We start from the raw sequence: 22,787 nt of genomic DNA, 5'->3' as shown, positions 1-22,787 counted from the left end.
CGCTGGTGCTGCCCCTCATCTGCCTGCCGGCATCTTCTCCCCGTGGAAAACGGGGAGAAGGGGCTAGCCGCTGACCCGACGCGACAATTCCCAATCACTCACTTTAGATCATTGCCCAATATTGACGATCGCCCGGTCATCCTCGCCGAGGCCGATCGCGATCCGGTCGCCGGAGACAATGCCCGATATGTCGCAGACGACCAGCGGCATGCTGATTTCGTAGAGGAACTCGGCGACGATGGCGCCGACGGCCAGGATCGGATCGGGCCGCTGCAGGATGATGCCGGCCGGCGCCGTGCCCCGGCGGATCGCCTCGGCCAGGACCGAAGACGAGGACGACGATCCCCGCCCGGATGCCATCACCAGGATCTTGCCGGCGACGTTGCCGCCCGGGTGCGAACGGTCGATGATGTCGCCCGTTTCGGCATCGACGCCGCCCCAGAAGCTGAGCGCATGCGACAGCACCAGCGCCGATCCCTGCGCCTCGCCGGCAAGCTGGAACGTGCCAACTCTGTTCTGCGCTCGACTGTCCTGTTGGCTCATCGCGCGCCTCGCACGACGCGGCCGGCAGCGGCCGAGCGAACGCAGTCTGCCAGGTCGCCGAAGACCACCGACACGCCGATATTGCCGGGCGCATAATGCGCCCATTTGCCGGAATTGGTCATCACCACTCCGTCGAGACGCTCGAGCACCGAGGTGACATAGGTGCAGGTATCCGTAACCGGAATGAGGCCGAACGCATCCATGCCGGCAAGTTCGCCCTCGTCCTGCAATCTCTTGAAAGTGGCGCGCCCGGTGTTGACGTAGATCGGAATGCCCCTGCCCGGCACCACCTCGCGCAGCATCGCCAGCAGGCGCTTCCACTCCTCGTGCGAAAAATGCGGCGTGCCGAGCGATACGGCCGCAAGCGGCGCGCCGTCGGGGACGCTCGACAGTTTTGCCAGCGCCTGGTCGATGTCGGCGCGACAGATCCGGATCGTCGCCTCCGGCGCCACGCCGCGAAATGCCTCGTCGAGCGTCCTTGCTTCCGGCGTGATGCCGACCGCATGAAACAGCGCCACCGCACCCGTCGTTGCCGCCGCCGCGCCAAGCGCCTTCAGCTGATCCTCGTCGCGCGGCTGCGGCAGGCCCGATATCACAGGAATGCGGTCGCCACTCGCTTGCCCGATGACCAGCCCGACGCCGACGAACAGGGCATCGGCAGGTTCGAAAGAAGCGGTCAGCTCGAACAGGATCTGGCCGCGCCGATTATCGGTCAAATGCAGTCCCCAGGCCGGCGCGCGCCCGGTCATCGCGCAGCACAGATCGATGAAATCGCCATAGCGGTTGGTCCGCGCACCGATCACCGAATTGGCAAAGACGATGGCGTTGGACTCGCCCCAGGCGATCTGCTCGCCAAAGCCCGGCCGGAACCGCGTCTGATAGGGCGCGCAGGTGAAGGTCGCCTGGCAGCCGAGTTTTAGATGCGCCTTCATCAGCCGCCGCGCCGGCACCTCTTGCGCGGCCGGCATCTTCACCAGCCCGGGATGGATGAGGTCGAAGGAACCGACATTGAGTGTTGTTGGCACGCTGACGCGGCCGCCGCCCTCGACCAGCCTTTCGACGAAATCGAGGCTGGCCTGGCCGTGATAGAGGCAGCCGTCGATATGCGCGCCGGCAATGTCCAACAATTTGCGCGCGCCGACGGCGTTGGAAAAGGCGACCAGTATCTTCATCGCTGCGGCCACGGCCCGGCCGTGCTCGCCGCCGAGCATCGACTGGTCGCCCGCGCTGAGTTCAAGCGTCATCGGGTGTTCCGCTTTCCCGCACTATGCCCGACCATGCTCTCACTGATTGCGGCCCGCCTGGCAAGATCAGTTTGCCGCGATCAGCACCGTGCTCTCCGGCGACCAGCGCAGCACCACTTTTTGCCCCTCCGCCAACCTTTCAACGCCGGTGTTCTGCACGATGACCTTGAGCGTTTGCCCGCCGCGATCGACGAAATAGGTGCTGTTGTTGCCGGCGAAGATGCGCTTGGATACCTGGCCGCGGAGCATATTGGCGTTCGGATCGGACGTCCCCGAATCGGTGGCGATGCGGATGCGTTCGGGCCGCACCGCGCAGCTGGCCTTGGCGCCGGCGGCAAGCGTCGCGCCTGCCCCGGCGGCAATCGCCGTGCCGTCCTGCAGCCGGATGCCGGCGCCGGTGCTCTCGCCGCGAAAAATGTTGGCGTCGCCGAGGAAGGTGGCGGCGAACTCGCTCTTCGGCCTGTCGTAGATCTCCTCGGGCGGCCCCTCCTGCACCAGCCTGCCGTCACGCAGGATGCCGATGCGGTCGCTCATCGTCAGCGCTTCTTCCTGGTCGTGGGTGACGAAGATGGTGGTGATGCCGATCTCGCGCTGGATGCGCTTCAGCTCGATCTGCATGTCGACGCGCAGCGCCTTGTCGAGCGCCCCCAGCGGCTCGTCGAGCAGAAGCACGCGCGGCTTGGTGACGATGGCGCGGGCCAGTGCGACGCGCTGGCGCTGGCCGCCCGACAGCTGGTGTGGGCGGCGGCCGCCGAGCTTGCCGAGTTGCACCAGGTCGAGCGCGCGCTGCACCTCGCTGGCTATCGTTGCCTTGGCTTGCCCGCGCACCGACAGGCCGAAGGCGACATTGTCGGCGACGCTCATATTGGGAAACAGCGCATAGTTCTGGAACACCATGCCGATGCGCCGCTTCTCGACCGGCACCCGCTCGACGCTCTCGCCGCCGATGGCGATGCGGCCGGAGTCGGGGAAATCGAAGCCGGCGATCTGGCGCAGGAGCGTGGTCTTGCCGCTGCCCGACGGCCCGAGCAGCGCGTAGAAACCGCCGTCGGCGAAATCGATCGAGACATCGTCCAGCGCCTTGTGCGCGCCAAAACTGCGCGACAAATTCGCTACCTGCACGCCGGCCATTATTTCTCTCCGCCGAATTTGAAGAATTTTGCCGTGAGCAGCATCAGCGCCATCGAGACGACGATGATGATCGTCGAGACGGCATTGATCTCCGGCGTGAAACCCTTGCGGATCGCGGCGTAGATCTCGACCGGCAAGGTCGTCTGGCCCGGCGTCGACAGGAAGTACGAGACCACGAACTGGTCGAACGACACGGCGAAGGCGAACAGCCCGCCGGCGATGACGCCCGGCATGATCCAGGGCAGCGTGACCCGCGAAGTCACCTGCCACTGGTTGGCGCCGAGCGATCGCGCCGCCTGTTCCAGCTCCGGCGCAAAGGTCTGCAGCCGGGCTGAGACGACGACGATGACATAGGGCAGCGCCAGCGCCACATGGCCGAGCAGGATCGCGAACAGCCCACGGCCGATGCCGACGCCGAAGAAGAAGATCAGCATCGCCGTGCCGGTGATCAGCCACGGAATGGCGATCGGTGGAAACAGCAGCGCTTGCAGGACTTTCTTGCCGCGAAATTCATGGCGATAGAGCGCCAGCGATGCCGCCGAGCCGAGCACCGTGGAGATGATGGTGGTAATGATGGCGATCTCCACGCTGTTCCAGGTGGCCGAGATCAGCTGGTCGTTCTGCCACAACGACGCGTACCACTCGGTCGTCCATTCGAGCGGCAACTGGTAGAAGGGCGAGACGTTGAACGACATCAGCGCCATGATGATTATCGGGAGGTAGAGAAAGGCGAGCAGCAGCCAGATGTAGAGGCGCCCACACCATTCCAGGATACGCGTCGTCGCCATCACGCGGCCCTCTTCAACACCGGCGACGCCAATGCCAGGATGACCAGCACGACGGCCAGCAGGATAAAGGACAGCGCCGCACCCAGCGGCCAGTTGAACACGGCGACGAACTGGTCCTCGATGACCGTGCCGTAGAAAGTGCCGGTGCGGCCACCGAGAATACGCGGTTCCATGAAGGAGCCGACGACGGGAACGAAGATCAGCGCCGCACCGGCGACCGGCCCCGGCATCGACAGCGGAATGATCACCCGTTTCAGCATTTGCAGCCGCGAGGCGCCGAGCGAGCGCCCTGCCTCGATCAGCGAATCGTCGATGGCCTGCAGCGTCAGGTAACAGGTCAGCACCATGTAGGGCACGTAGGAGTGGACCAGGCCGATGATGACGGCCGGATAGGAATACATCAGGTCGATGTTGATCTTGAACGGCAGCACGGCGTTGAGTGCGGTGTCGAGAATGCCGCCCTCGCGCAGCACCATCGCCCAGGAGAAGATGCGCACCAGGCCGTTCGACCAGAACGGCAGGATGACGAGCAGGAAGATCGCCTCGCGGCTGCGTCCCCTAAACACCTTGGCCAGCACATAGGCCGCGGGATAGCCGATGACGACGCACCACAGCGTCACCTCGAGCCCGAGCCTGAGCGAGGCCAGCAGCAGCGTCCGGTAGAGGCCTTGCGCAAAGAAGGTGGCATAATTGTCCAGCGTGAACGACCACGCCTTTCCCGACAGCGGCAGCTCGGTCATGAAGGAGAAAAACACCATGGCCGACAGCGGCAAGAAGATCGCCACCGTCAGCCAGAGATAGGCCGGCACAAGCAGCGGCAAAGCCGATCGCAATCCGCTCCTCGAACCGGTTGCGACCTGTCCAGCCATATGTTCCTCCCGAAAGCTTGCCGTTACTTTCACCCCGCCCGTTACTTCACATTGACCTTCAGCTCCTGCCACAGCGCCAGATAAGCCTCGCGCTGCGCGTCGCTGATCGGCGCCTGGAACTGGATGCGCTTGGCGACGTCGGGGTCGCCCATCACCTTGCGGTTGAAGGCGTCTTCGGGAAGGGTGGCGACCGCCTTGGCGTTGGCCGACACCGGCGCGCCGACCTTGGTGACCCATTCGACGTAGAACTTCGGGTCGATCATATAGTTGATGAAGGCCTCGGCGCCGGCGACGTTTTTGGAACCGACCGGGATGGAGAAGGCGTCGAGCCAGGCGACGGCGCCTTCCCTGGGGATGACCAGCGAGACCGGCAGCTTGAAATGCGTCTTGGCGCGGTCGGCCGAGCCGCTCCAATAAGTGCCGATGTCGATCTGATTGGAGGCGACCATCTGGTTCCAGTCGTTTTCCGAGCTCCAGAACGTCTTGATCTGCGGCATCAGCGAGGCCAGCTTCGCCTTGACCGCCTCCATATCCTTGATGTCGTTGATGTTTTGGCCGGTGGCGATGGAGCCGAACTGGACCGCCTCGACCGCGTCGTCGCGGATGGTGACGCGGCCCTTATGCGCCTCGTTCCACATCTCGGCGATGCTGGTCGGCGGCGTCACGAAGGCTTTCTCGTTGATGGCGAGCGCGGTCAAGCCCCACACCCATGGCACGCCATAGACCTTGCCATCGCGGGCGAGCATCGGCGAGCCTGCCTTGTCCGCGCTGATGTCGGCATAGTTGGGGATTTTCGAGACGTCGATCGGCTGGATCAGCTTTTCCGCCATCGCCTGGTCGTTGAAGGCGGCGTTGATCATGACGACGTCGTAGAGGCCGGGATTGGTCCTCAGCTTGGTCAGCATTTCCTGTTCGGAATTGAAAAAATCGTTGACGACCTTGTTGCCGGTCGCCTTCTCGAAAGCGGCGATGGCCCAGGGCTCGTCGGCGCCGTAGCCCTTCCAGTTGAGCACATGCACTTCGTCGGCGCTGGCGACCAGTGCGGAAGCGAAGACGGCGGTTGCCGTCAGAAAAGCAGTCAGTTTGGGCATGCGCATGTTCGTTCCTCTCATTGTTTGCCCGGTTGGCGGGCTTGTTGCGTCATTTAGGCTGTCATAAATGGGCCTTTTGCTTCCGGCCGTGCACGGATCGATCGTCATGGCTGAGGAATGTCTGGATCTCCTCGTCGGTCGGCGCCGACGATCCGCCATGGCGGGTGACCGAGAGCGCCGCCGCCGCATTGGCGTAACTTGCCGCTTCGAAGGGCGGCACGCCGCGCGACAGCGCGCTGACGAAGGCGCCGATATGGGTGTCGCCGGCGCCGTTGGTATCGACGGCGGCGACCTTGAAACCGGGCACGGCCTGCGCGGTGCCATCAGCCAGTCGCACGAAGCAGCCTTCCGCCCCGGCGCGGATGATGACCGCCTCGGCGGTCGGGCAGTGATTGGAAAGAAGCCGGGCGGCAATGGCCTCGACAGCGCCGGGGCCGGCGATCTCGCCCGCTTCCGTTGTGTTGCAGCTCAGCCAGTTCGTGCGCGCCAGCACCCGGTCGAGAATGGCGCGCGGAATCTCCGATATGACAGGCGTCGGATCGAAGACGAAGGGAATTTCCGCCGGCAGCGCCTCGATCCAGTCGGCCAGCGCGTCGCGGCTCCCGACATAGCTCAGCGTATAGCCGGAGGCGAACACCCAATCATCAGGCGCAACCCGGACGGCCGCCATCATGCCGAGGCTGAGCACGCTCTCGGCGCCAGGCCATGACACGAAGGTGCGCTCGGCGTCGCCGCTGATCATGGCGACGCAATTGCCGCTGTCCATCAAAGGCGATGGGTGCGTCAGCGTTGCGATGCCCTCGGCGGCAAAAGCGGCACGCAGGAAATCGCCATTCGGTCCGCTGCCGAGCTGGCCGCCGAAGACGACCTTCATGCCGGTGCGACTGGCCGCAACCATCATGTTGAAGCCGCCGCCGGCGACCTGGGCAAAGCTCGATGCGGTCTTTTCGGTGCCGGGCGCCGGCAAGGCGTCGATGCGGTAGACATAGTCGACCACCGCGCTGCCGATATGGACGAGACGCCGGCTCATGTCAGGCTGAGCTCCGCTCATGTCAGGCTGAGCTCCGCTCATGCCGCTGCATCCTTGCCCGAACCGCGTTTCGCCATCCGCACCGCGACCAGATCGGCGGCGAGCGCGCGCACCTGCGCCATGTCGAGCCCTTTGAGCCGGGCGATGTATTCCCTTGGCAATCGGCAAAAGCCGGCGCAGGCGCCTGCCATGCCGGCGGCGATGGCGCCGATCGTGTCGGTGTCGCCGCCGAGATTGGCGCTGATGACGGCCGCCCGCCAGGGATCGCCGCCGGCGATTTCCAGCACCGCGAAGGCCGCCGGAACCGATTCCTGGCTGGCGACGCCGGTGCCGACCAGGTCGACGATCAGCCGGATGCCGTCGGCGACAGCCTTGCCGCGAACCAGGCCCCTCGCCCAGTCGATGCGCGCGGCGATATCGCCGCCGGTGGTCCAGTGACCGCGTTCTGCGCCCTGCCTTGCCGCCACGACCGCGCGATCCGAGGCGGCGCGCCAATCGCCGCCGGCAACGCCACAGCTGACAGCGGCGGCAACGGCAGCCGCCGCGGCAATGGCGATCGAGGTGTTGTGCGTCGCCCGGCAGGTTTCCGCAACCTTGGCGACCAGCGCGTCGAGCGGCTCCGGCGGCATCATGATGCCGACCGGCGCGATGCGCATCGCCGCGCCATTGGTGTCGCCGCTGCGCCCTGCCTCCTCGGCCGGCACGCCATCATTGATGGCGTCGATGGCGCGCTTGGTCGAAGGTCCGAGCAGATCGTAGCTGCCGCGCGCCTTGACCTCGCGCTCCCAGTCGAGCAGCGCCTTGACCCAGCGCGTGTGGTCGAAGCCGTCGCCTGAAGCGACCAGGATGCGGCCGAGCAGCAGCGCCTGTTCGGTGTCGTCGGTGACGGTGCCGGCAGCCAGGCCCTTCGACACCGGATGGTCGGCGGCGGGCGCGACGAAACCCTCGACAGGACCGTAGAGCTCCACGATGCGGGCCGGCGACAAAAGCTGCGTCGGCATGCCGAGCGCATCGCCCAGCGCCCCGCCGACAAGCGCACCCATCGCCCGGTCGATCGCCGCGGCCATCTCCATGCTCAGAACTCCAGGTGAAGCGCGAAATGCGCCGGATTGAGCAGGCTGGTGACATATTCGATGGCGCGGCCGTCGGCGGCGCGCGTCAGGCGCCGTGTGCGCAGGAACGGCGCGCCCGGCGCGCAGTCGAGAATGGCCGCGTCCTCGGCGCTCAGCATCTCGATATCGACCCACTCCTCGCCGTGATCGGGGACAAGCCCCGCCGCGCGCAGCGTCTGGTGCAGCGAGCCCTCGCGCAGGCCGCGCAGCGGCACGTCCTCCAGTTCGGGCGACAGCGGCAGGCGGCTGCGCTCGATCGAGATGGCGTGGCCGTCATCGGCGTTTGAGCGCACCCGGTCGACGGCGATGAAGAACGGGCTTTCGACGCCCAGCCTGGCGGCGAGCTCGCCATCCTGCATGACTTCGAGCCTGAGCGTGCGCGTCTCGGCATTGGCGCCGGCATTGGCCAATGCCCGCGACCAGCCGACGGCGTCGTCGACCGGCATGCCGTCGAAGGTGACGAACGAGCCGATGCCGACCTTGGTGGTGATCAGCCCGCGACTCGACAATTCCTCGAGACCCTTGCGGATGGTGTTGCGGCTGACGGAGAAGCGCTGGACAAGCTCGTTCTCGCTCTGCAGGCGGTCGCCGAAGCCGAGCACGCCGGAGCGGATCTCGTGCTCGAGGACGGTGGCGATCCGTTCCGGCTTGCCGGTTCCGGGAGACGACAGGATCGTGCGACGCGCCATGGAATACCTGTTCAGTAAACCTGTATAATCCTGTTCAATAACGCGACAGGGCAAGTCATGTCAACGGCTCGCGGCCGGCACGCTTTGGGTTCCCGGCATCCCGGGCAAGATTGCCCTGCTGATCACGACGGCCCCTCCCGATCACGACGGCCCCTGCTGATCACGACGGTTCGTCGCAGGCTGCAATTTTACGGGAACCTTCACCACCCCCGAGCGGTTTTTTCTGTAGTCGCGATGCGGCGACGACCAAAAAAATGGAGACAAATGGAGGCAAACCATGCTTACGAAGTTACTCGCGGCGTCCGTGCTCGCCGCTGGTCTGGCCACTTCTGCGATGGCCCAGAGCACAGCCGACACAGAGGCTGGCATGGCTCCCGGCAGCGGCAGAAGCGTCGTCATCGACCCGGCCCCGACCGATCCGAACCTGGCCGAGCCGGATGCTGTCGATACCGGGATTACCGGTAGCATCATTGCGGGCCCCGACGGCACGAATTCCAATGCCGATCGGAACTGCCCGCCAAGCCCGCAGGGCGCGATGCCTGATGCCACGCACACGGCTCCCGGCACGGTTTCACCGACCGTCAACGACAGGCACTGCGGCATGTAGCCGAGATCGATTTCGGGACCAGCGCTTCGGCCGCGGGACAGTGCTTCGTCCCGCGGCCGAAGCGTTATGTGCGAAACCTTTGATGGCAGAGCGAGGCGCCCCCCTCTGTCCTGCCGGACATCTCCCCCACTTGGGGGAGATTGGCTGTCATCACTGATTTCGCCAATCACAAAAGTCGCAAGAAGAGTGCCGTCGTCGAAGCTGCCAATCTCCCCCCTCGTGGGGGAGATGTCCGGCAGGACAGAGGGGGGCGCCGTAGAGCACTACATCAGATGGCGGCTAGCCCTTGCGCGGCCGGGCAGTCTTTGAACTGGTCACCTTGCCGGCCGCCGGCTCCTTCGGCCGAGCCGGCGCCTTCGGCCGAGCCGGCGCCTTTGGCCGAGCAGTCTTGGCTTTGGTTCCGCTTTCCCCACCGTCGATCTCGGCCGCGGCCTGGTCCCAGTGCTGCTGATGCGCGCCGTCGGGCCGGCCGGCCTGCTCCCAGATCGCGTGAGCCCGCCGGCGAATGCGTTCCTGCCTGTCGTCCGTCACTGTTGCCTCCTCGGCTCAAATCGGTGAGCGACAACTTCTAGCTGAATTTTCGACCGGCGTCTTGGTGGCTTCGGCCCAGATCGGGTCGGCCAGAGTCGGGTCGGCCTGAGTCTGGACGGCCTGAGTCTGGCCCGCCTAAATCGGACAGGACCGCGACCCCGAGGAGTGCCGCCTTTTTGGTGATCAGCCCTGCCAGATCCGCGTCCGAGCGCTCCGTTCCGGTTTGCTCACGCACGGCTGCAATCAACGCCTTCATCGACAACAGGGCAGAGCCCCGTTCGGCAAGCAGCTTGTCGACGGATGCGGCCACATCGCGTGATTCGACATGCGGCAACATGGAAATGGCTCCTTCCGTCCCGCCACGAAGACGATCGACAGCCGGCTGCCTGCCGGCGAGCCGCCGCTCTTCCCGCGTCTTCCCGGGAGAGCGGCGGGTGAAGGTCAGTCGATGACCTGCACGATCCTGCGGGTGCCGGGATCGACCAGCACGGTGCGATCGTCGACGACTACGTATCTGTATTCGACGTCGGGAACCTCGTGAAGTTCAACCGTGTCGGGCAACGTGGAACCGACGTTGAGTTCCACGCCCAGGAGGCTGATCGACGCCAGCGGGTGCCTCTCCACATATTCGCGGACGACCGTCTGCTGCTCGGGCGTGATAATCACCTGGTCTGCGGTGGCGACGCCGACACCGGCCAGCAGAACCAGCCCGGCAGCGGCAGGAACAAGGTGGATTTTCATCGTCTTCTCCTGTCTGGTTTGCGGGCTCTGCTGTCCACAGTCGGGACGACTCAGCTCAAAAGCCAACGTTTGACGAAACCGTCTTGTTCCGTGAGCGGCGACTAATTGATCGCCGCGTTGGCTGGCAGTGGCCCGCGATCTTGGTCGCCCAAGCGCGCGGGCCGATCGGTTTTGCCCGATCAGCAGCGATACCGGAGGGGGGTGATATCGACTGCTTCGAAAAGAACATTTAGCGATAACTAATGTTCCGCCCTACGGCAAAAATCCCTGCCGGCGCCGGCACCGTCAGGCGCGAGACCGGCAAATGCTCCCAATCTATGGTTTCGGCGGCTGCGCCGGGACCTCGCCGGGCTTGAGCACCGGTGTCCTGCCCTGGTCTGGCGGCGGTGCGGCCATGCCCTGATCGCCGGTCGGCGGCGGCAGCAGCACGCCGTTGCAGGGGTCAAGCGTGTCGGTCAGGCTGTTGCTGTCACCGTTGTTGACGGGCGGCTGCTGCTGGCCGTTCTGCGGCTGCGCCTGGCAGTGGTCGGCAGGCGCCTGGTCTTGTGTCTCGTCATCCGTCTGGGCGGCAACCGGCGCCGCCAACGCCAGTGCGCCGAGCAGCGTGATTGGCAGGAATGCGAAAGGTTTCATGTCGAACGCCTCCGCGCGAACGATCGCCTCCTTGCCAAAGCCGGTTGGCGGCGATTGGTTCCCGCCTGCAGCAAGCCGCCCGGCTCAATCGCGCCGGCGCGGCATGTTGGGGAATCGTTAATCAGCGATTGCTACTATAGCGGAATGACCAAGAACCTCGGAAACGCCGAAAGAAGTTCCCCAAGGGAGCCGGCAAGCAACTCCGCCCTGAGCCGGCTGGCGCCAGCCTTGTTTCCCCTGGCAGTCGTCGCACTTGGCTATCTCATCGGCTGGCAGTTCTTCGGCTTCTAGAGCGATCTCCCCCCTTGAGGGGGAGATGCCCGGCAGGGCAGAGGGGGTCGGTTCGACTGGGCGCGGCCTTCTCTCTTGCGACAGTGGAGGTTGGCGCTCGACGCGCGGCGCCCCCCTCTGCCCTGCCGGCCATCTCCCCCTCAAGGGGGGAGATCAGCAGCTTCGGCCTCGGCACTCATCCCGCAACGCTGACGAAGTCGTCAGCCCCACTAGTCCGGGAAATCGAACACCGGTTCCTCGCATCGATGGACCCGGCATTGACCGTCAAGCGTCCTGACATAGGCGGCGACAGGCACTTCGGGCCAGTCGCATTCATTGCCGAACCGGCGGACATAGCGGTCATAGGTGTTGCGGCCGGTGGTCAGCACCACCGCGCGCCGGCTCTGGATCAGCTGCTGCGCCTCGTCGCATGTCATGGTGCGCGCATCCGGCCGGCCGTAAGCCATGCTTGTGGCGGCGAGCAGGATCCCTGCGGCTGTCGAGACGATTGGGCGAGCTGGCATGGTAGATCCTCTCAAGGGTCGTGCCCAACGCGCACCTTCGCCCGTGGTTCCGCAACCTTCGGCTTTTAGCGCATCGGCCCACCTTGGTGGTCGCGGGAAGAGACCTTGGATCAGGCGTCGGCTGCTTCTAGCACCAATCTCCAACGCTGGCGATTAGCCATACGCTACTACACCTTCGTCATCCTAGGGCGAAGCAAGGAGCGAAGCGACGCGGCGCAGACCCCTAGGTGTTTGATCCCGGACTTTAATGGCGCATCATCGCAATCCGAGAACCGGTTCCTCGCATCGATGGACCCGACATTGACCCTCAAGCGTCCTGATGTAGGAGGTGACGGGCGCTTCGGGCCAGTCGCACTCATTGCCGTATTGGCGGACATATCGATCATAGGTGTTGCGGCCGGTGGACAGGACGACGGCGCGCCGGCTCTGGATCAGCTGCTGCGTCTGTTCGCATGTCATGGTGCGCGCATCCGGCCGGCCGTAAGCCATGCTTGTGGCGGCGATCAGGATCGCTGCGGCTGTCGGGACGATTGAGCGAGCTGGCATGCTGCATCCTCGCAAAGGTCGTGCCTAACGCGCAGCTTCGCCCGTGGTTCCGCACCCTGCGCAACGGCACGAGGGCGCAACAACACAACCCGCGATCTCACTCCTCCTTCTCGGGCTTGAACCGCCTGACCACCACTTCGAAGACGATGTCCGAGATCCACATCGCCGAGACGCCGATGAGGAACGCCGCGGCCAGCGTCGTGGTGTCGTCGTTGGCCGGAATCGCCAGGCCGGTGGCGCGGAAATAATGCACCACCGGCAAGGTCAGGTAGGCCGCCGCCAGCGCGCCGCAGATCGGCGACGCCACCATCTCGCGAACCTTGTAGCGGTGGCGCGACAAGGCTCGCAAAATCCCGCCGGAAAGGCCGGCGACCACCACCGGCGCCTTGATGCCGAGCGCGTCGAGAAGTTCCTGTATCATGGCTTCCATCCGCACCATCTGGCGCCCTTGCCGTTGTAGGCATTGATTTCGTCGAGCTCCGGCCGCGTCATGGCGGCGACGACGGCGGCGGACGCACGACGCGGCTGGTTGTGGTCGCACCAGACCTGGCGCGCCGGCGAAACCGGCGTTGCGCACCCGGCGAGCAGCAGGCCGCCAAACAGCAGGCACTTGGGCAACAGGCACCCGAGCAGCAGCATCAGCGCTTTGACCATCGCATCGCCTCCCGCCGTGCGGCTTCGTCCGGCAGGTCGCGCGCCGCGCGTTCGGCATCGGTCGCCTCGCGGTCCATTTCGAGGCGCTCCTCGACGGCAACGAGTTTTTCCGCCGCTCGCCTGGCCGCATCCTTGTTGGCCCGACCGCCGGCGACAAACAGGCCGATGCCGCCGACGAGCGCGGCAAAAATCGCCAAGATCGTCGTGTTGCCGGCGAGCGTGCCCAGCATGGAAAGCACCCACATCTCAATTGCCCTCCACGGCAGGCTGGTTTCTGACAAGGCCGGCGACGCCGTCGCGCACGACATTGATCAGGATCTTGAGCAGGGCCAGCACCCCGGTGATTTTTAGCGCCAGGGCGGCGTCGATGCCGAACAGCGTCCAGTCGAAGCCGACCAGGCCGGTGAGCAGCAGGATCAGCACATTGATCAGATTGTGCGCGGCGTTGGTATTGAACCAGTTCATGGCTTTACCTTTCGAAACAAGGAGAGGATTGCGGCGACCAACGGAGCCAGCACTGCGGCCCGTAATCCGGACAACGGTCCGGAAAACGGTCCGCGCCGCACTCCGGCTTTGCCCGGCTCTGCCTTGGCGGGCGTGAAACCGTTCGGTTGCGGCGACTGCGGGATCGGAACCGGCGCCGGAGGGGGCGGCGTGTCCCTGATCCCGGACCATTTGCGGAACGCCTCGGCAAGCCGGATATCGTAGGCGTTCTTCCCATAGGATGCGCCATTGTAGCCCTTGGCGAAGCCGGCCCAGTCATGCTTGCGCAATTTGCCGTCGAGCCGGTTGGCGGCGATGAAATTGACCGCCGCCGCCAGCTGCAGCGCCTCGTCCGCCATCATGGCTTCGACCATGGCCTGCACGGTGGGGAAGCCGGCCGCCCTGAAATTCTCGCCGAGCACCTGGCCGAGCCCCCATGACGCCGATCTGAGCGCCGCCGTCTCGTCGATGGCGCAGGCGGCTTTCAGGCGCGGATAGCTGTCGCGGGGATAAGGCTTTTCGCCCCATTTGGCATAGGCAAGGCCGGCCGCTACCGCCCTTGCCCGAGCCGCGCCCGCCAGATTGCGGTAAAACACATGCGGCTCGAACAGGATGACCGGCCGGTCCTGGGCGTCGAAGCCATGCCCGCTGGTTTCGACATCGAGAAAGGCGTGGATCTCGTCTTCGCCGACGCCGATGCTGGCGCCAAGTCTTGGCTGATCGAGATCGTCGAGGCGCCTGGCGGCGCCCTTGAACGTCATGTCCATGGTCTTGGTCCTTTCCCAGGTTGATGTTTTCAGGCGCCAGCTTGATGTTTGCAGGCGCCCGGTTGATGTTTGCAGGTGCCCGGTTGATGTTTGCAGGCGCCCGGTTGATGTTTGCAGGCGATTGTGTGAAATGGCCCCAAACTGTGGGGATTTGCCGATGTCGCAAGACGAAGGAACGGCGCGCTGGACGGTGAAGGCCGAGCTCTGCGCGGTCGGCCGCGACAAGCCGCTGCTTGTGGCGCTGGCGGTGATCCTGTGCCTCTATTGCGGGCTGATTGCCGGGCCGATCGTCTATGCGTTCCTGGCCTTCCAGGGCATGGCGAATTTCTTCAACTGACGGCGTTGACCAGTTGAGAACAGCTCGTTCCGTCTTGCCATCGGGATGGAAACCGCTTAGCCGGAATAAACTGCTCCCATGAACCGTTCATACCCCATGGGAACAGGTGCGGGAGGGCGCGTGACAATCAGGATCAGGCTTCCGGGCGGGACACTGAAGATCAAGAAAAAGGACGAGCTGCGCCGCCGCGAGCAGAAGCTCCAAGTCCCGGTCTGGCGGCTTGGAGACTATTTCATCGTCTGGTGGCCGAGCAGCATTTCGGATCGTCCGTCCGGACGCCCGCCAAAGGGAGTGGGTGAATAGTGAATAGTGAAGAAGGTGCTCTCACTCTACTCACCACTCACCACTCACCACTCACCACTCACCACTCACCACTCACCACTCACTACTCACTACTCACTACTCACTACTCACTACTACCATTCACCATTCACCATTCACCCGCCCGGACCGTTCTTGGAACCGGTCCCGGAAAACAGCCGGGAGTTGCGCGAGCGTGAGCGCGCCCGCCGCATCCCGGTTCTGAAGCTGGGCTCGCTGTATTTCAGCTGGTGGTCGAACCGGCCGCGTCCGTTGAACGACCAGCCCGACGACGATCCAAACCGATCTCAGGCAGCGCCTTGACGGTCCGAAAAAAGCCGTCCTCGGGCGGCTGCGCTTGAACCCTTCCGGTCAAGCCAGCAAACGCGCGCATCGGCGGTTGACTCTTCGGCTGGGGAAGTTCTCTAATTGCTGCATCGCACATCATCATTGAATTGCACAGCGGAGTTGAACCGATGGCCGTGCGCATCAAACTGCCGGGCGGCACCTTGAAGGTAAAAGTCTATCGCGAATTGCGGGGGCGCGAACGCGAGCGCCGCGTACCAGTCATGAAGGTGGGTTCGCTGTATTTTGTCTGGTGGTCGAACAGCCAGCCTCACAACAAGCCGCAAGACAGCCGTCATTAGCCCGTTGCCATTCGCCCGCGCCTTGGCGCAAGCGAATGGTTGGCGCTCTATGATGGGACGACGCTCATTGATGAGCGAAGGCATCATTTCATTTCACCAGGTCGCGGTCCGGCCGCACCAAAGCGTCGGCCGGAACGTCCGACCGTACGATTGAGCCGGCTGAAATTATCGCCCGGTCGCCGATCGTGACACCCTTCATTATCATTGGCACTGTTGCCGATCCAGACATCATCTCCGATTGTGATCGGTGCTGAGCGGATGCCTGGGTCGACGCGCGGGTGGCCTTCGCGAAAGATGGCCTGCATCTGCGCAAAACGCTTCTGCGGGTCCATGGGATGCGAGTTGGTATCGTGGATCGCCACCCCCCACGAGACGTGGACATGTTTGCCGATCTTGATCCCCACCGGATCCGATGACCAAATCGTCGAGCCTGGACCAAGGTAGAACCAGTCATCGATATTGATCCGACCCTCATGGGCAAAGACCTGCAGGTGTCCGTCCAGATGGCTGTCCGCGCCGATTGAGACCCGGGACCTGTCGCCATGAATATTGAAGATCTCCGCCCCGGCACCGAACTTCGTGCGCGGCCCGATGACGGCATTCTCCCTTGCGGCGCCTGTGGCGATCCAAGACGAAAAGCGGCGGCGAACAGCGAGAATGGTGGAGAAGATACGCATTTGCGAACATCTGCCACACGCCACCATTTCAGTCTAGGCATCGAAGAGACCCCGACGCACCATTTGACGCAGGCATTCGGCGTCGTAGGTGGCATGGCGCCGGCTGCATTCGGATGCAGCTCGTCCGACATGTACAGTGTCGACGTGAGGTAGCCCCATGCGCTCGATCTTGGTGCCGACAACGACCCACTCCTCGCCTTTCCGGAGTTTGGCTACCGTCTCACTCTTGTGCTGAATTGCCTGTGCCATTTGCCTATCCCCTCTCCGCGACATATTCGATGAAGCGCAAGGCGTTGCTGTCATGGCCGACGTCGTTGAAGTGAAGCCCCTCTTGATAGGCTCCAGCGTCGATATAATCGAAACCATCAATCGGGATCGTCAGCACGTTTCGTGACCGGTATGTCTGGCGGATAACGCCAAGCGCCGCGTCGTAAGTCCGCCCTCCAGTGTAGCTACCATCCCAGGCCGAAGACGGGCGCGTCGGCGGCATCGCAAGGATGCGAGGTGTGGCAGCTGCCTCCAGCGTATTAAGCACCGCAGTGATGTTCGTTGAAATCGTAGCCGGCGCGGTACCAAAACTGTCGTTGATGCCAAGCGCGAGTATCGGCACGATCTTGCCGCCAGCATAGCTCGCTTGGACGATTGCTGATGTAAGGCGCGCCATATTAAACGACGCGAAGGTATAGCTCCCATGCGCGGCGCGCAGTGAGCGCAGTCGAGGACGGGATCCCGACACCTTGATTCCAAGACGGATAAGCCCGGTTATTTCGACAGGGCCGCCTACCGCCGTCAGTGTGTAATTGCCGCTGGCAGCCTGCCCCGTCATCGACGGGCCGGAATATTGATCGAGCGCCAGAGCGCCGGCAGCATTGACGGTCTTGTACGCCGCGCCACCGTCGAAAGCGAAGGCAAGCGAACCTTGACCGGCGTCCCGGGTGTAGTGGACATCGACCTGTTCATAGGCTCCAGTGAACGCCAGGGACGCGCCATCCGCAAGGATGATGCTTTCGCCAAGTGGCCCGCGCGTTCCCGTCGAGACGGTTCCGCTGGTCGCAACGCCATAGAAGTCCGGCGTGTAGGTGGAGCTTGGCCGCAGCGCCGTCATGCCCGGTTCGTCATCGGCAATGCCGAGATTGGCAAACTGCGTCACCCGATTGAACCAGTGCGCCGGGCCGTTACTGGCCAGCGCCCAATGACCGATGCTGTCGCCGATCAGGCAGAGGACATCGTTGTTGGCGATATGCTCTGCCATCTTGGCGCGGAAGCCGTCATAGAGATTGAACAGCGACGGGCGAGCCGGAACGAAGAACCGCCGGCCGCCGACGAACGGCTTTCCTGGTCCCCAAAAACCGTCGCCTGACTTAGGCATGGCCGTCAGCGCGAAGCTGCCGGGCGGCACATACGGGTTTGGATGGGCAGCAGCGGCCGAGGCAAAGATTGCGGTCGCGTCAACGACGCCATTCGGGTCGGCGTCCGCCAGCAGGTTCACGCCGGTGTTCTGTGTGCCGCCTGTCAGAGCCCGCGCAGCGTCGGCGATGAGGCCAGTTTTGATCGTGAACGCAACCTCATAGCGGTGCAGGGTCGATGATGCCACAATAGCGCCGTTCGACAGCACGCCAGACCTGATCCATCCGGGGATGCCTTGCGGGTTGACGCTGTTCTGAAACTTGTAGCCGCCGCCGCTGATTGCCGGATACTGCCCCGCTGCAATCGGTATGCTGAGGGGGATTTCGCTCACACCATTGGCCAACGTGATCTGATGCGTGCTGATCACGTTGACGGTTAGATCGCCATTGTACTGGATGACGTGAATGTTGGCCGTGCCAGCCCCGCTGGCACCGACATCGATTTCCGTGATGTAACCATCGGCCGGCGCTGGCGTTTGCATGACGACGCTGTAATTCGCCGGGGTATTCGTGCCGGTGTTGACCAGGTTCGGCCAGCCGACCACCTGCTCAGTGCCGACGATGTCGACCAGATCGTTTGCGGTGTCGTAGGCAGCGCGCGCCTTTGTGCCGACTTCGCCCGTGAAAGTGGCTTTCCATTGCGGACCATTGAAAAAGTCAACGGTCTTGGCTGTGTTCGACGTGGGAACCGTCGCCGTGAACCACTTGCTTTCGCCGTTCGGAATGGCCCCCGCCGTGTAATACCACGTGCCGGCTCCTGTCCGTTGCAGGCCCATGACGCTGCCGGCCGGCTTCAGGATCGAGAGACCCGAGTTGACGGAAGACGGGCCGGCAACGACAGGGATGGTTTGTTCAGAGACGAGAGTTAACGTTCCATCGCCCTCGACCTGGGCAATGACGATACGGATTGTTCCTGCCCCGGCACCGAAGCCGAGTTCCAGGCTCGAAAGAAACTCATCGACAGCCGACAGTGAGCCCGGCCAATAATAGACGCTGGTATTGGTAACAGCCGTGCCGCCGACGGAGCCCGTGATCAGGACCGGCCCAACCGTCCGCGACCCGATCAAGGCGACAACTTCCGCTGCCGAAGCGCGAACGCCTGTGTCGACCGCAACAGGCCCGGCCGCCACGATGTACATTCCCATGATGCCGGCGCCGACTTCGGTCCAGAAGTATTCACCAACCTCAACATTCCGGGCGAGGACCGCCGAAGCGCTGGCCCCGGCAAGACCAGCAGACGCCGCAAAACTGAAAGCTGGCGCGACCGTGTAGGAACCGGGTGCCGTGATCAGGATCATCGTCACAGCACCGCCGGCGACGATGAAGCGTCCTGCGGCACCAGAACCGGCGCCGCCGGTAAACGCCAGATCGAACGTGCCGTTCGTGCCGCCGGCGCCGCCGACCAGGGCACTGAAGCCAGCCACGCCGAAGCCGATCGCGGCTACGATCGTCGGGAAGATGCCCTTGCCATACAGCGACGCGTCGCGTGCCGCCTGGGCGCCGGCCAGGTTGGCCGCCGTGGAAGCGACATCGGCGGCGGTCTGTCCGGCATTGGCAGCGGAGGTGGACGCGCTGGCGGCGGCCTGGCCGGCGCTGGCCTCGGTGGCATGCTTCAGCACCTGCGTTTCATCGCGCAGCGTCACCACCGCACCGACCACCTGCGAAATATCGGGCGGCACGAACGGGGCAATGGTGATGGCGTCGCTGCCCACCACCGGCTCGTCGGCGCTGAATTCAAACACCCGGCCGGCATTGATTGTCCCAACCTGGGTGTGGACCGTCGTTCCTTTCTGCAAGGTGCGGGCGGTGCGGGCGTCGGCGGCGCGGAACCATTCGCCTTCGCTCACCGTGTAGATGCCGTTCTGCGTCGGGTCGGCCTGGTCCTTGACCAGCACGCGGTCGCCGACCTCAGCCGGCACGCCGTCGATGGTCTGCAGGCGATGGAGCAGGATGCTTGCCGTGGTCGCCAGGCGCACGGGTTCGCGTTCGCCGGTCAGAAGTCGAACGGCGGCAGTTGCGGGTCGGGCCATCAGGCTTGCTCCATAAAATAAGCCCCGCGAAGCGAGGCTCGACAGTGCTATGATTCCAGCGCGGCGGGACGCGCCGCCTATGGCACATCGGCGACTAGCCGCCGCGGGTGCGGAGCAGACCCTGAGATCCATTCCGTGACATCGGAGCGCTGCTGCGGTGCAGAACCTTTGATCGCGGAGGGACAGCGCCCGCCCCCTCTGTCCTGCCGGACATCTCCCCACAAGGAGGGAGATTGGCCTTCATCACTGATTTCGCCAACCACCAGCCTTGCAAAAAAGACGCTGTCCGCGAAGCTGCCGATCTCCCCCCAAGTGGGGGAGATGTCCGGCAGGACAGAGGGGGGCGCGCAGGATCGCTACGGAGCGCTTTTATCCTGAACCGCCGCAGCGACCTACGGCAATCCGCCGACGCGCTTGCCAACGCGCCTGCTTGTCCCGGCGATTGTCAGTCCCAACGCCATGCCGGCGCAGTCGGCAACCCAGTCGAGCCCATCCAGGTCGCGCCCGATCAGTTGCGCGCCCTGAAGCACCTCGATCGCCGCCCCGGTAAAGGCGAGGAGAACAATCAGCCTTGTCCTGTGTTCCGGCCAGCCGAGGCTTCCCAGGGCCGCCAGCACGGCGAAGGCGATGGCGTGCTGCAGCTTGTCGTCGTGAAGCGTGACGGCCGTGCCGAGATCCGGCAAGAACCGCGCCGGCAGAAGCGTGAGCAGGAGAACGCCGGCCAACGTGATCGGAAAAACGATCCTTGCCAGCATCGGAAAAGAATCTAGGCGCAACAAGGTAGGGTCAGTCCTTCATCTGAGAAGCCTGGATGGGCGAGGTGGATTTGCCAATGATCGCATCAGCGCTTGGGAATTTCAAATCCAGAACCACAAGTCTGTGTTGTAAGAAAGGCCGCCGTCGCTCTTATCGCCCTGGAAACGACCCCATGCCTGTGAGGGGCTTTAGGTTCCCATAAAAAAGCCCACTAACATGAAGAAGCCATTAAAGATGCCGGTGGGGCTGACGGCAACGCAACAGCCCAGGTGACGAGAAGAACCTGGCCAGGTCGCCGGTGCCGACATCAGTTTTGCGTCGCCGAGACGCCAGCCAGCCGGGCGAGCGCAACCCTGTCGTCGGGCGTCAGATCAGCAAGGCGGTCGTCGCCCGAAGCGGGCCCATTCGGGTTTTCCGCCGACGGATCAGTGCCATCAGCGCCTGTGGTTTCACCGCCACCGGCCTGCGCGGCCGGCGCAGTACCCAGCATTTCGGCAGCGCGCTTCGGGTCCTTGGCGAGCATCGCGTGGGCGAGCGCCTTTGCCGTGTTGCTGCGCCAGCCGGTTTCTGCCAGCTGCCGGGCGACCGGGCTGCCCATCTTGGCGATGAAGTCGAACCCGCTCTGCCTGATCGCCTCGAACGTCGCGGTGTCGTCCGGGTCGCTCCGCGCGATGGCATTGAGCTCCGCAGCCTGCGCCTTGGACCATTCGGCCTGCTCATAGTCCTGGCGGCGCGCATATTGCTGTGCGGCCATGCGCGCCGACCCGGCCAATCTCATCGCCTCTTTTTGCCTGATGAACCTGGCGCGTTCACTTTCCGGCATTTTTGGCACGGTGCTGTCGAAAATCTTGTCGAACAGGCCGGGCTTGACGACACCGTTGCGTGCCTGGCCATACATGGCGTCGTGCAGGCCGCGGCCGTCGGCCGGCGCATTCTGGATCGCTTCTTTCTCGGCCTGGGCAATCTGCCCGTTCAGCTCGCGGCCGATGACCTCGGCGTCGAACGCATCCTGCTGCTGCTTCTGCTGCCGGAAACGCTCGGCGACGGCCGAGAGTTCGTCGCCAAAGCCCTGCATCGCGGCGCCGACCGGCGAGCTGTCGGGATAGGAAACCACGCTGCCGCTGTCGAGCCGGCGCTGGGCGAGCTGGAGGGGGATGGTCGCCATCAGTAAAGCCCTCCGCCGGGCGCCGGCGGAAAGGCGCTGTTGCCGAACGTCACCGCTTTCTTCGGGTCGTACAGTCCGGAAAGGCCGGACACGAGATTGCCGCCGGCCCTGAAGATCGAGGCAGCCGCCGCCTGCCTGCCGGAAAAGCGCGAGATCGCGGCCTGCGTGGCGAAATTGTTCTGGCGCAGCTGCGAGCCGTACTGGATCGCCTTGATGTCGAGCTGGCCCTGCCTTGCATTGGCGGCGTGCACCTCGCTCGGTGAGCCTGACAGGGCGACGCCCGAGGCGCCGGCCCGGGCGCGCGCCTGCGACAGCAACAGATCCTGCTTGTGGCGCTCCTGGTCCTGCTCGAAGGCGGCGGCTTGCGCGTCGGCCTGCGCCTGCTGCTCATAGGCTCGGGCCTGGTAGTCGGCCATCTGCCGCGACTGCTGGCCTTCGACCAACGCGCCGCCGACCGAGAGAGCCGTGCCGATAAGGGCAAGCGTGCACATGGTCAGCCGCGGCCTCGGCCACGCAGCGAATATCGACCCGCGATGCCTCCGACCGGCGCGCCAAGCGGCGGTCGTGGGTCGAGCGCGCCGCCGGGGCTGAGCAGCGACAAAAGCAGTCTGTCGGCCTGGATCGCTGCCGCGCTGAGACGAGCCGGAGCTGTCGCTCGCGGCCCGGTCACGGCGGCGCGCCGGACGGCGGTCGGGTTGATTTTCAGGTTGGCGACGCCGGCGGCGTCGAGCTGGCTGTTGACGGTGGCGACGGCACCGCGCAAGGTATCGGCGTCGAACAATTGCTGGCGCAGCTGCTCGACCAGCCAGTGGGCCATGCGCCAGCGCTCGTCGAGGGAAGCGGCGTTTGCCCTGATCTCGTCGGCAAGTGCTGCGATGTCGACGCAGTCTTCGCTTTGCGCGGCGGCACGGCGCTCGTTCGCCGCCTCACGGGTTTTTTCCAGCAGCGCAACGACGGCGTTGGCCTCGGAGAGCGCAATGCGCGCCGCCACCAGGTCGCCACGGCCGAACATCGCACGACCCTTGGCCTTTTCCAGTTCCTGTTTGCGGGCGGCAGCAGTTTTGAGGTCGCTGTCGAGCAAGGCGATGACGGCAGCAAAATCGGCAGCCGTCCGCGCCCTGCCGAGAGCTTCGGCATGCGGGGATGGGGTCATCGAAGCGGGGTCCTTTTAAGGGAGTGATGGAAGGGCTGAGCGCGCAATCTCCCCCCTCGGGGG

The 22,787-nt window shown here is 64.5% G+C and carries 32 protein-coding genes; 5 read left to right on the top strand and 27 right to left on the bottom strand.

Going from position 1 to position 22,787, the window contains the following annotated elements; translation table 11 throughout:
- Positions 1-108 precede the first annotated feature (108 nt).
- The 9 genes from AC0L2M_RS23315 to AC0L2M_RS23275 all read right to left on the bottom strand — a co-directional run bounded on the left by AC0L2M_RS23315 (position 109) and on the right by AC0L2M_RS23275 (position 8,497).
- A complete protein-coding gene (locus tag AC0L2M_RS23315) occupies positions 109-543 on the bottom strand; it encodes an aconitase X swivel domain-containing protein (protein ID WP_023798619.1) in 435 nt (144 codons plus the stop codon).
- A complete protein-coding gene (locus AC0L2M_RS23310) occupies positions 540-1,787 on the bottom strand; it encodes an aconitase X (protein ID WP_473536022.1) in 1,248 nt (415 codons plus the stop codon). The genes AC0L2M_RS23315 and AC0L2M_RS23310 overlap by 4 nt, the downstream gene beginning before the upstream one ends.
- A 66-nt stretch (positions 1,788-1,853) precedes the next feature.
- The gene (locus AC0L2M_RS23305) at positions 1,854-2,918 is read right to left on the bottom strand and encodes an ABC transporter ATP-binding protein (RefSeq protein WP_473536020.1); all 1,065 of its coding nucleotides are present in this window, start codon (positions 2,916-2,918) and stop codon (positions 1,854-1,856) included.
- Positions 2,918-3,706, bottom strand: a complete 789-nt coding sequence (locus tag AC0L2M_RS23300; protein WP_473536018.1) for an ABC transporter permease — start codon at positions 3,704-3,706, stop codon at positions 2,918-2,920. The genes AC0L2M_RS23305 and AC0L2M_RS23300 overlap by 1 nt, the downstream gene beginning before the upstream one ends.
- Complete coding sequence (locus AC0L2M_RS23295) at positions 3,706-4,575, bottom strand: ABC transporter permease (RefSeq protein ID WP_473536016.1); 870 nt, start codon at positions 4,573-4,575, stop codon at positions 3,706-3,708. Before AC0L2M_RS23295 ends, AC0L2M_RS23300 begins: the two co-directional genes overlap by 1 nt.
- 41 nt (positions 4,576-4,616) lie before the next feature.
- Positions 4,617-5,672, bottom strand: coding sequence for an ABC transporter substrate-binding protein (locus tag AC0L2M_RS23290; RefSeq protein WP_473536015.1), 1,056 nt, complete (start codon positions 5,670-5,672; stop codon positions 4,617-4,619).
- 55 nt (positions 5,673-5,727) lie between these two features.
- Positions 5,728-6,696, bottom strand: a complete 969-nt coding sequence (locus AC0L2M_RS23285) for a PfkB family carbohydrate kinase (RefSeq protein ID WP_287259989.1) — start codon at positions 6,694-6,696, stop codon at positions 5,728-5,730.
- 38 nt (positions 6,697-6,734) lie between these two features.
- Positions 6,735-7,769: an ADP-ribosylglycohydrolase family protein gene (locus AC0L2M_RS23280; protein WP_473536013.1), complete on the bottom strand. Its 1,035-nt coding sequence runs from the start codon at positions 7,767-7,769 to the stop codon at positions 6,735-6,737.
- 2 nt (positions 7,770-7,771) lie between these two features.
- Positions 7,772-8,497, bottom strand: coding sequence for a GntR family transcriptional regulator (locus AC0L2M_RS23275; protein WP_287141220.1), 726 nt, complete (start codon positions 8,495-8,497; stop codon positions 7,772-7,774).
- Positions 8,498-8,774: 277 nt separating this feature from the next.
- On the opposite strand from AC0L2M_RS23275, the gene AC0L2M_RS23270 reads away from it, so the two are divergent.
- Complete coding sequence (locus tag AC0L2M_RS23270) at positions 8,775-9,104, top strand: hypothetical protein (RefSeq protein WP_473536012.1); 330 nt, start codon at positions 8,775-8,777, stop codon at positions 9,102-9,104.
- Positions 9,105-9,383: 279 nt separating this feature from the next.
- On the opposite strand, the gene AC0L2M_RS23265 is transcribed toward AC0L2M_RS23270, so the two are convergent.
- The 11 genes from AC0L2M_RS23265 to AC0L2M_RS23215 form a co-directional block, all read right to left on the bottom strand.
- The gene (locus AC0L2M_RS23265; RefSeq protein ID WP_287363991.1) at positions 9,384-9,635 is read right to left on the bottom strand and encodes a DUF2934 domain-containing protein; all 252 of its coding nucleotides are present in this window, start codon (positions 9,633-9,635) and stop codon (positions 9,384-9,386) included.
- A gap of 37 nt (positions 9,636-9,672) precedes the next feature.
- Positions 9,673-9,972, bottom strand: coding sequence for a hypothetical protein (locus tag AC0L2M_RS23260; RefSeq protein ID WP_473536011.1), 300 nt, complete (start codon positions 9,970-9,972; stop codon positions 9,673-9,675).
- Between the two features lie 104 nt (positions 9,973-10,076).
- On the bottom strand, positions 10,077-10,376 hold the full coding sequence (locus AC0L2M_RS23255) for a DUF1236 domain-containing protein (RefSeq protein WP_473536010.1): 300 nt from the start codon (positions 10,374-10,376) through the stop codon (positions 10,077-10,079).
- A 315-nt stretch (positions 10,377-10,691) separates the two neighbouring features.
- Positions 10,692-11,009, bottom strand: a complete 318-nt coding sequence (locus AC0L2M_RS23250; RefSeq protein ID WP_023798607.1) for a hypothetical protein — start codon at positions 11,007-11,009, stop codon at positions 10,692-10,694.
- A 500-nt stretch (positions 11,010-11,509) separates the two neighbouring features.
- A complete protein-coding gene (locus AC0L2M_RS23245; RefSeq protein WP_473536009.1) occupies positions 11,510-11,803 on the bottom strand; it encodes a hypothetical protein in 294 nt (97 codons plus the stop codon).
- Between the two features lie 255 nt (positions 11,804-12,058).
- On the bottom strand, positions 12,059-12,349 hold the full coding sequence (locus AC0L2M_RS23240; protein WP_287229439.1) for a hypothetical protein: 291 nt from the start codon (positions 12,347-12,349) through the stop codon (positions 12,059-12,061).
- Between the two features lie 97 nt (positions 12,350-12,446).
- A complete protein-coding gene (locus AC0L2M_RS23235) occupies positions 12,447-12,788 on the bottom strand; it encodes a hypothetical protein (RefSeq protein WP_473536008.1) in 342 nt (113 codons plus the stop codon).
- Positions 12,767-13,003: a hypothetical protein gene (locus tag AC0L2M_RS23230; protein ID WP_051407780.1), complete on the bottom strand. Its 237-nt coding sequence runs from the start codon at positions 13,001-13,003 to the stop codon at positions 12,767-12,769. Before AC0L2M_RS23230 ends, AC0L2M_RS23235 begins: the two co-directional genes overlap by 22 nt.
- Positions 12,988-13,248: a hypothetical protein gene (locus AC0L2M_RS23225; RefSeq protein WP_473536006.1), complete on the bottom strand. Its 261-nt coding sequence runs from the start codon at positions 13,246-13,248 to the stop codon at positions 12,988-12,990. Before AC0L2M_RS23225 ends, AC0L2M_RS23230 begins: the two co-directional genes overlap by 16 nt.
- Position 13,249: 1 nt before the next feature.
- A complete protein-coding gene (locus AC0L2M_RS23220; RefSeq protein WP_023798600.1) occupies positions 13,250-13,468 on the bottom strand; it encodes a hypothetical protein in 219 nt (72 codons plus the stop codon).
- Entirely contained in the window at positions 13,465-14,253 is a 789-nt protein-coding gene (locus AC0L2M_RS23215; RefSeq protein ID WP_473536005.1) for an N-acetylmuramidase family protein, read from the bottom strand. Before AC0L2M_RS23215 ends, AC0L2M_RS23220 begins: the two co-directional genes overlap by 4 nt.
- Before the next feature lie 157 nt (positions 14,254-14,410).
- Here AC0L2M_RS23215 and AC0L2M_RS23210 point away from each other — a divergent pair, with 157 nt between their 5' ends.
- The 4 genes from AC0L2M_RS23210 (at position 14,411) to AC0L2M_RS23195 (ending at position 15,537) form a co-directional block, all read left to right on the top strand.
- A complete protein-coding gene (locus AC0L2M_RS23210; RefSeq protein WP_091599061.1) occupies positions 14,411-14,590 on the top strand; it encodes a hypothetical protein in 180 nt (59 codons plus the stop codon).
- A 120-nt stretch (positions 14,591-14,710) separates the two neighbouring features.
- Positions 14,711-14,893, top strand: coding sequence for a hypothetical protein (locus tag AC0L2M_RS23205; protein WP_473536004.1), 183 nt, complete (start codon positions 14,711-14,713; stop codon positions 14,891-14,893).
- A 153-nt stretch (positions 14,894-15,046) separates the two neighbouring features.
- On the top strand, positions 15,047-15,214 hold the full coding sequence (locus tag AC0L2M_RS23200) for a hypothetical protein (RefSeq protein ID WP_473536003.1): 168 nt from the start codon (positions 15,047-15,049) through the stop codon (positions 15,212-15,214).
- Between the two features lie 152 nt (positions 15,215-15,366).
- Positions 15,367-15,537, top strand: a complete 171-nt coding sequence (locus tag AC0L2M_RS23195) for a hypothetical protein (RefSeq protein ID WP_023798595.1) — start codon at positions 15,367-15,369, stop codon at positions 15,535-15,537.
- An 83-nt stretch (positions 15,538-15,620) separates the two neighbouring features.
- Here the strand turns inward: AC0L2M_RS23195 and AC0L2M_RS23190 are convergent, their stop codons facing one another.
- From AC0L2M_RS23190 to AC0L2M_RS23160, 7 genes are all read right to left on the bottom strand, one after another.
- The gene (locus AC0L2M_RS23190) at positions 15,621-16,214 is read right to left on the bottom strand and encodes an LbetaH domain-containing protein (RefSeq protein ID WP_473536001.1); all 594 of its coding nucleotides are present in this window, start codon (positions 16,212-16,214) and stop codon (positions 15,621-15,623) included.
- A gap of 33 nt (positions 16,215-16,247) precedes the next feature.
- A complete protein-coding gene (locus tag AC0L2M_RS23185) occupies positions 16,248-16,463 on the bottom strand; it encodes a hypothetical protein (RefSeq protein ID WP_128175023.1) in 216 nt (71 codons plus the stop codon).
- Positions 16,464-16,467: 4 nt separating this feature from the next.
- Positions 16,468-19,650 (bottom strand): SGNH/GDSL hydrolase family protein, encoded by a 3,183-nt coding sequence (locus AC0L2M_RS23180; protein WP_473535999.1) that lies wholly within the window; start codon positions 19,648-19,650, stop codon positions 16,468-16,470.
- 392 nt (positions 19,651-20,042) lie between these two features.
- Positions 20,043-20,405, bottom strand: coding sequence for a VanZ family protein (locus AC0L2M_RS23175; protein WP_236376797.1), 363 nt, complete (start codon positions 20,403-20,405; stop codon positions 20,043-20,045).
- 308 nt (positions 20,406-20,713) lie between these two features.
- A complete protein-coding gene (locus tag AC0L2M_RS23170; RefSeq protein ID WP_473535998.1) occupies positions 20,714-21,571 on the bottom strand; it encodes a hypothetical protein in 858 nt (285 codons plus the stop codon).
- Positions 21,571-22,062, bottom strand: coding sequence for a hypothetical protein (locus tag AC0L2M_RS23165; protein WP_128169411.1), 492 nt, complete (start codon positions 22,060-22,062; stop codon positions 21,571-21,573). The genes AC0L2M_RS23170 and AC0L2M_RS23165 overlap by 1 nt, the downstream gene beginning before the upstream one ends.
- Positions 22,063-22,064: 2 nt before the next feature.
- Complete coding sequence (locus tag AC0L2M_RS23160) at positions 22,065-22,724, bottom strand: hypothetical protein (protein WP_287364014.1); 660 nt, start codon at positions 22,722-22,724, stop codon at positions 22,065-22,067.
- Between the last annotated feature and the right edge of the window lie 63 nt (positions 22,725-22,787).

The sequence above is a fragment of the Mesorhizobium sp. WSM4806 genome (assembly GCF_055811635.1).
The sequence above is the reverse complement of the archived record's forward strand: the minus strand, read 5'-3'. Positions and strand labels throughout refer to the sequence as shown.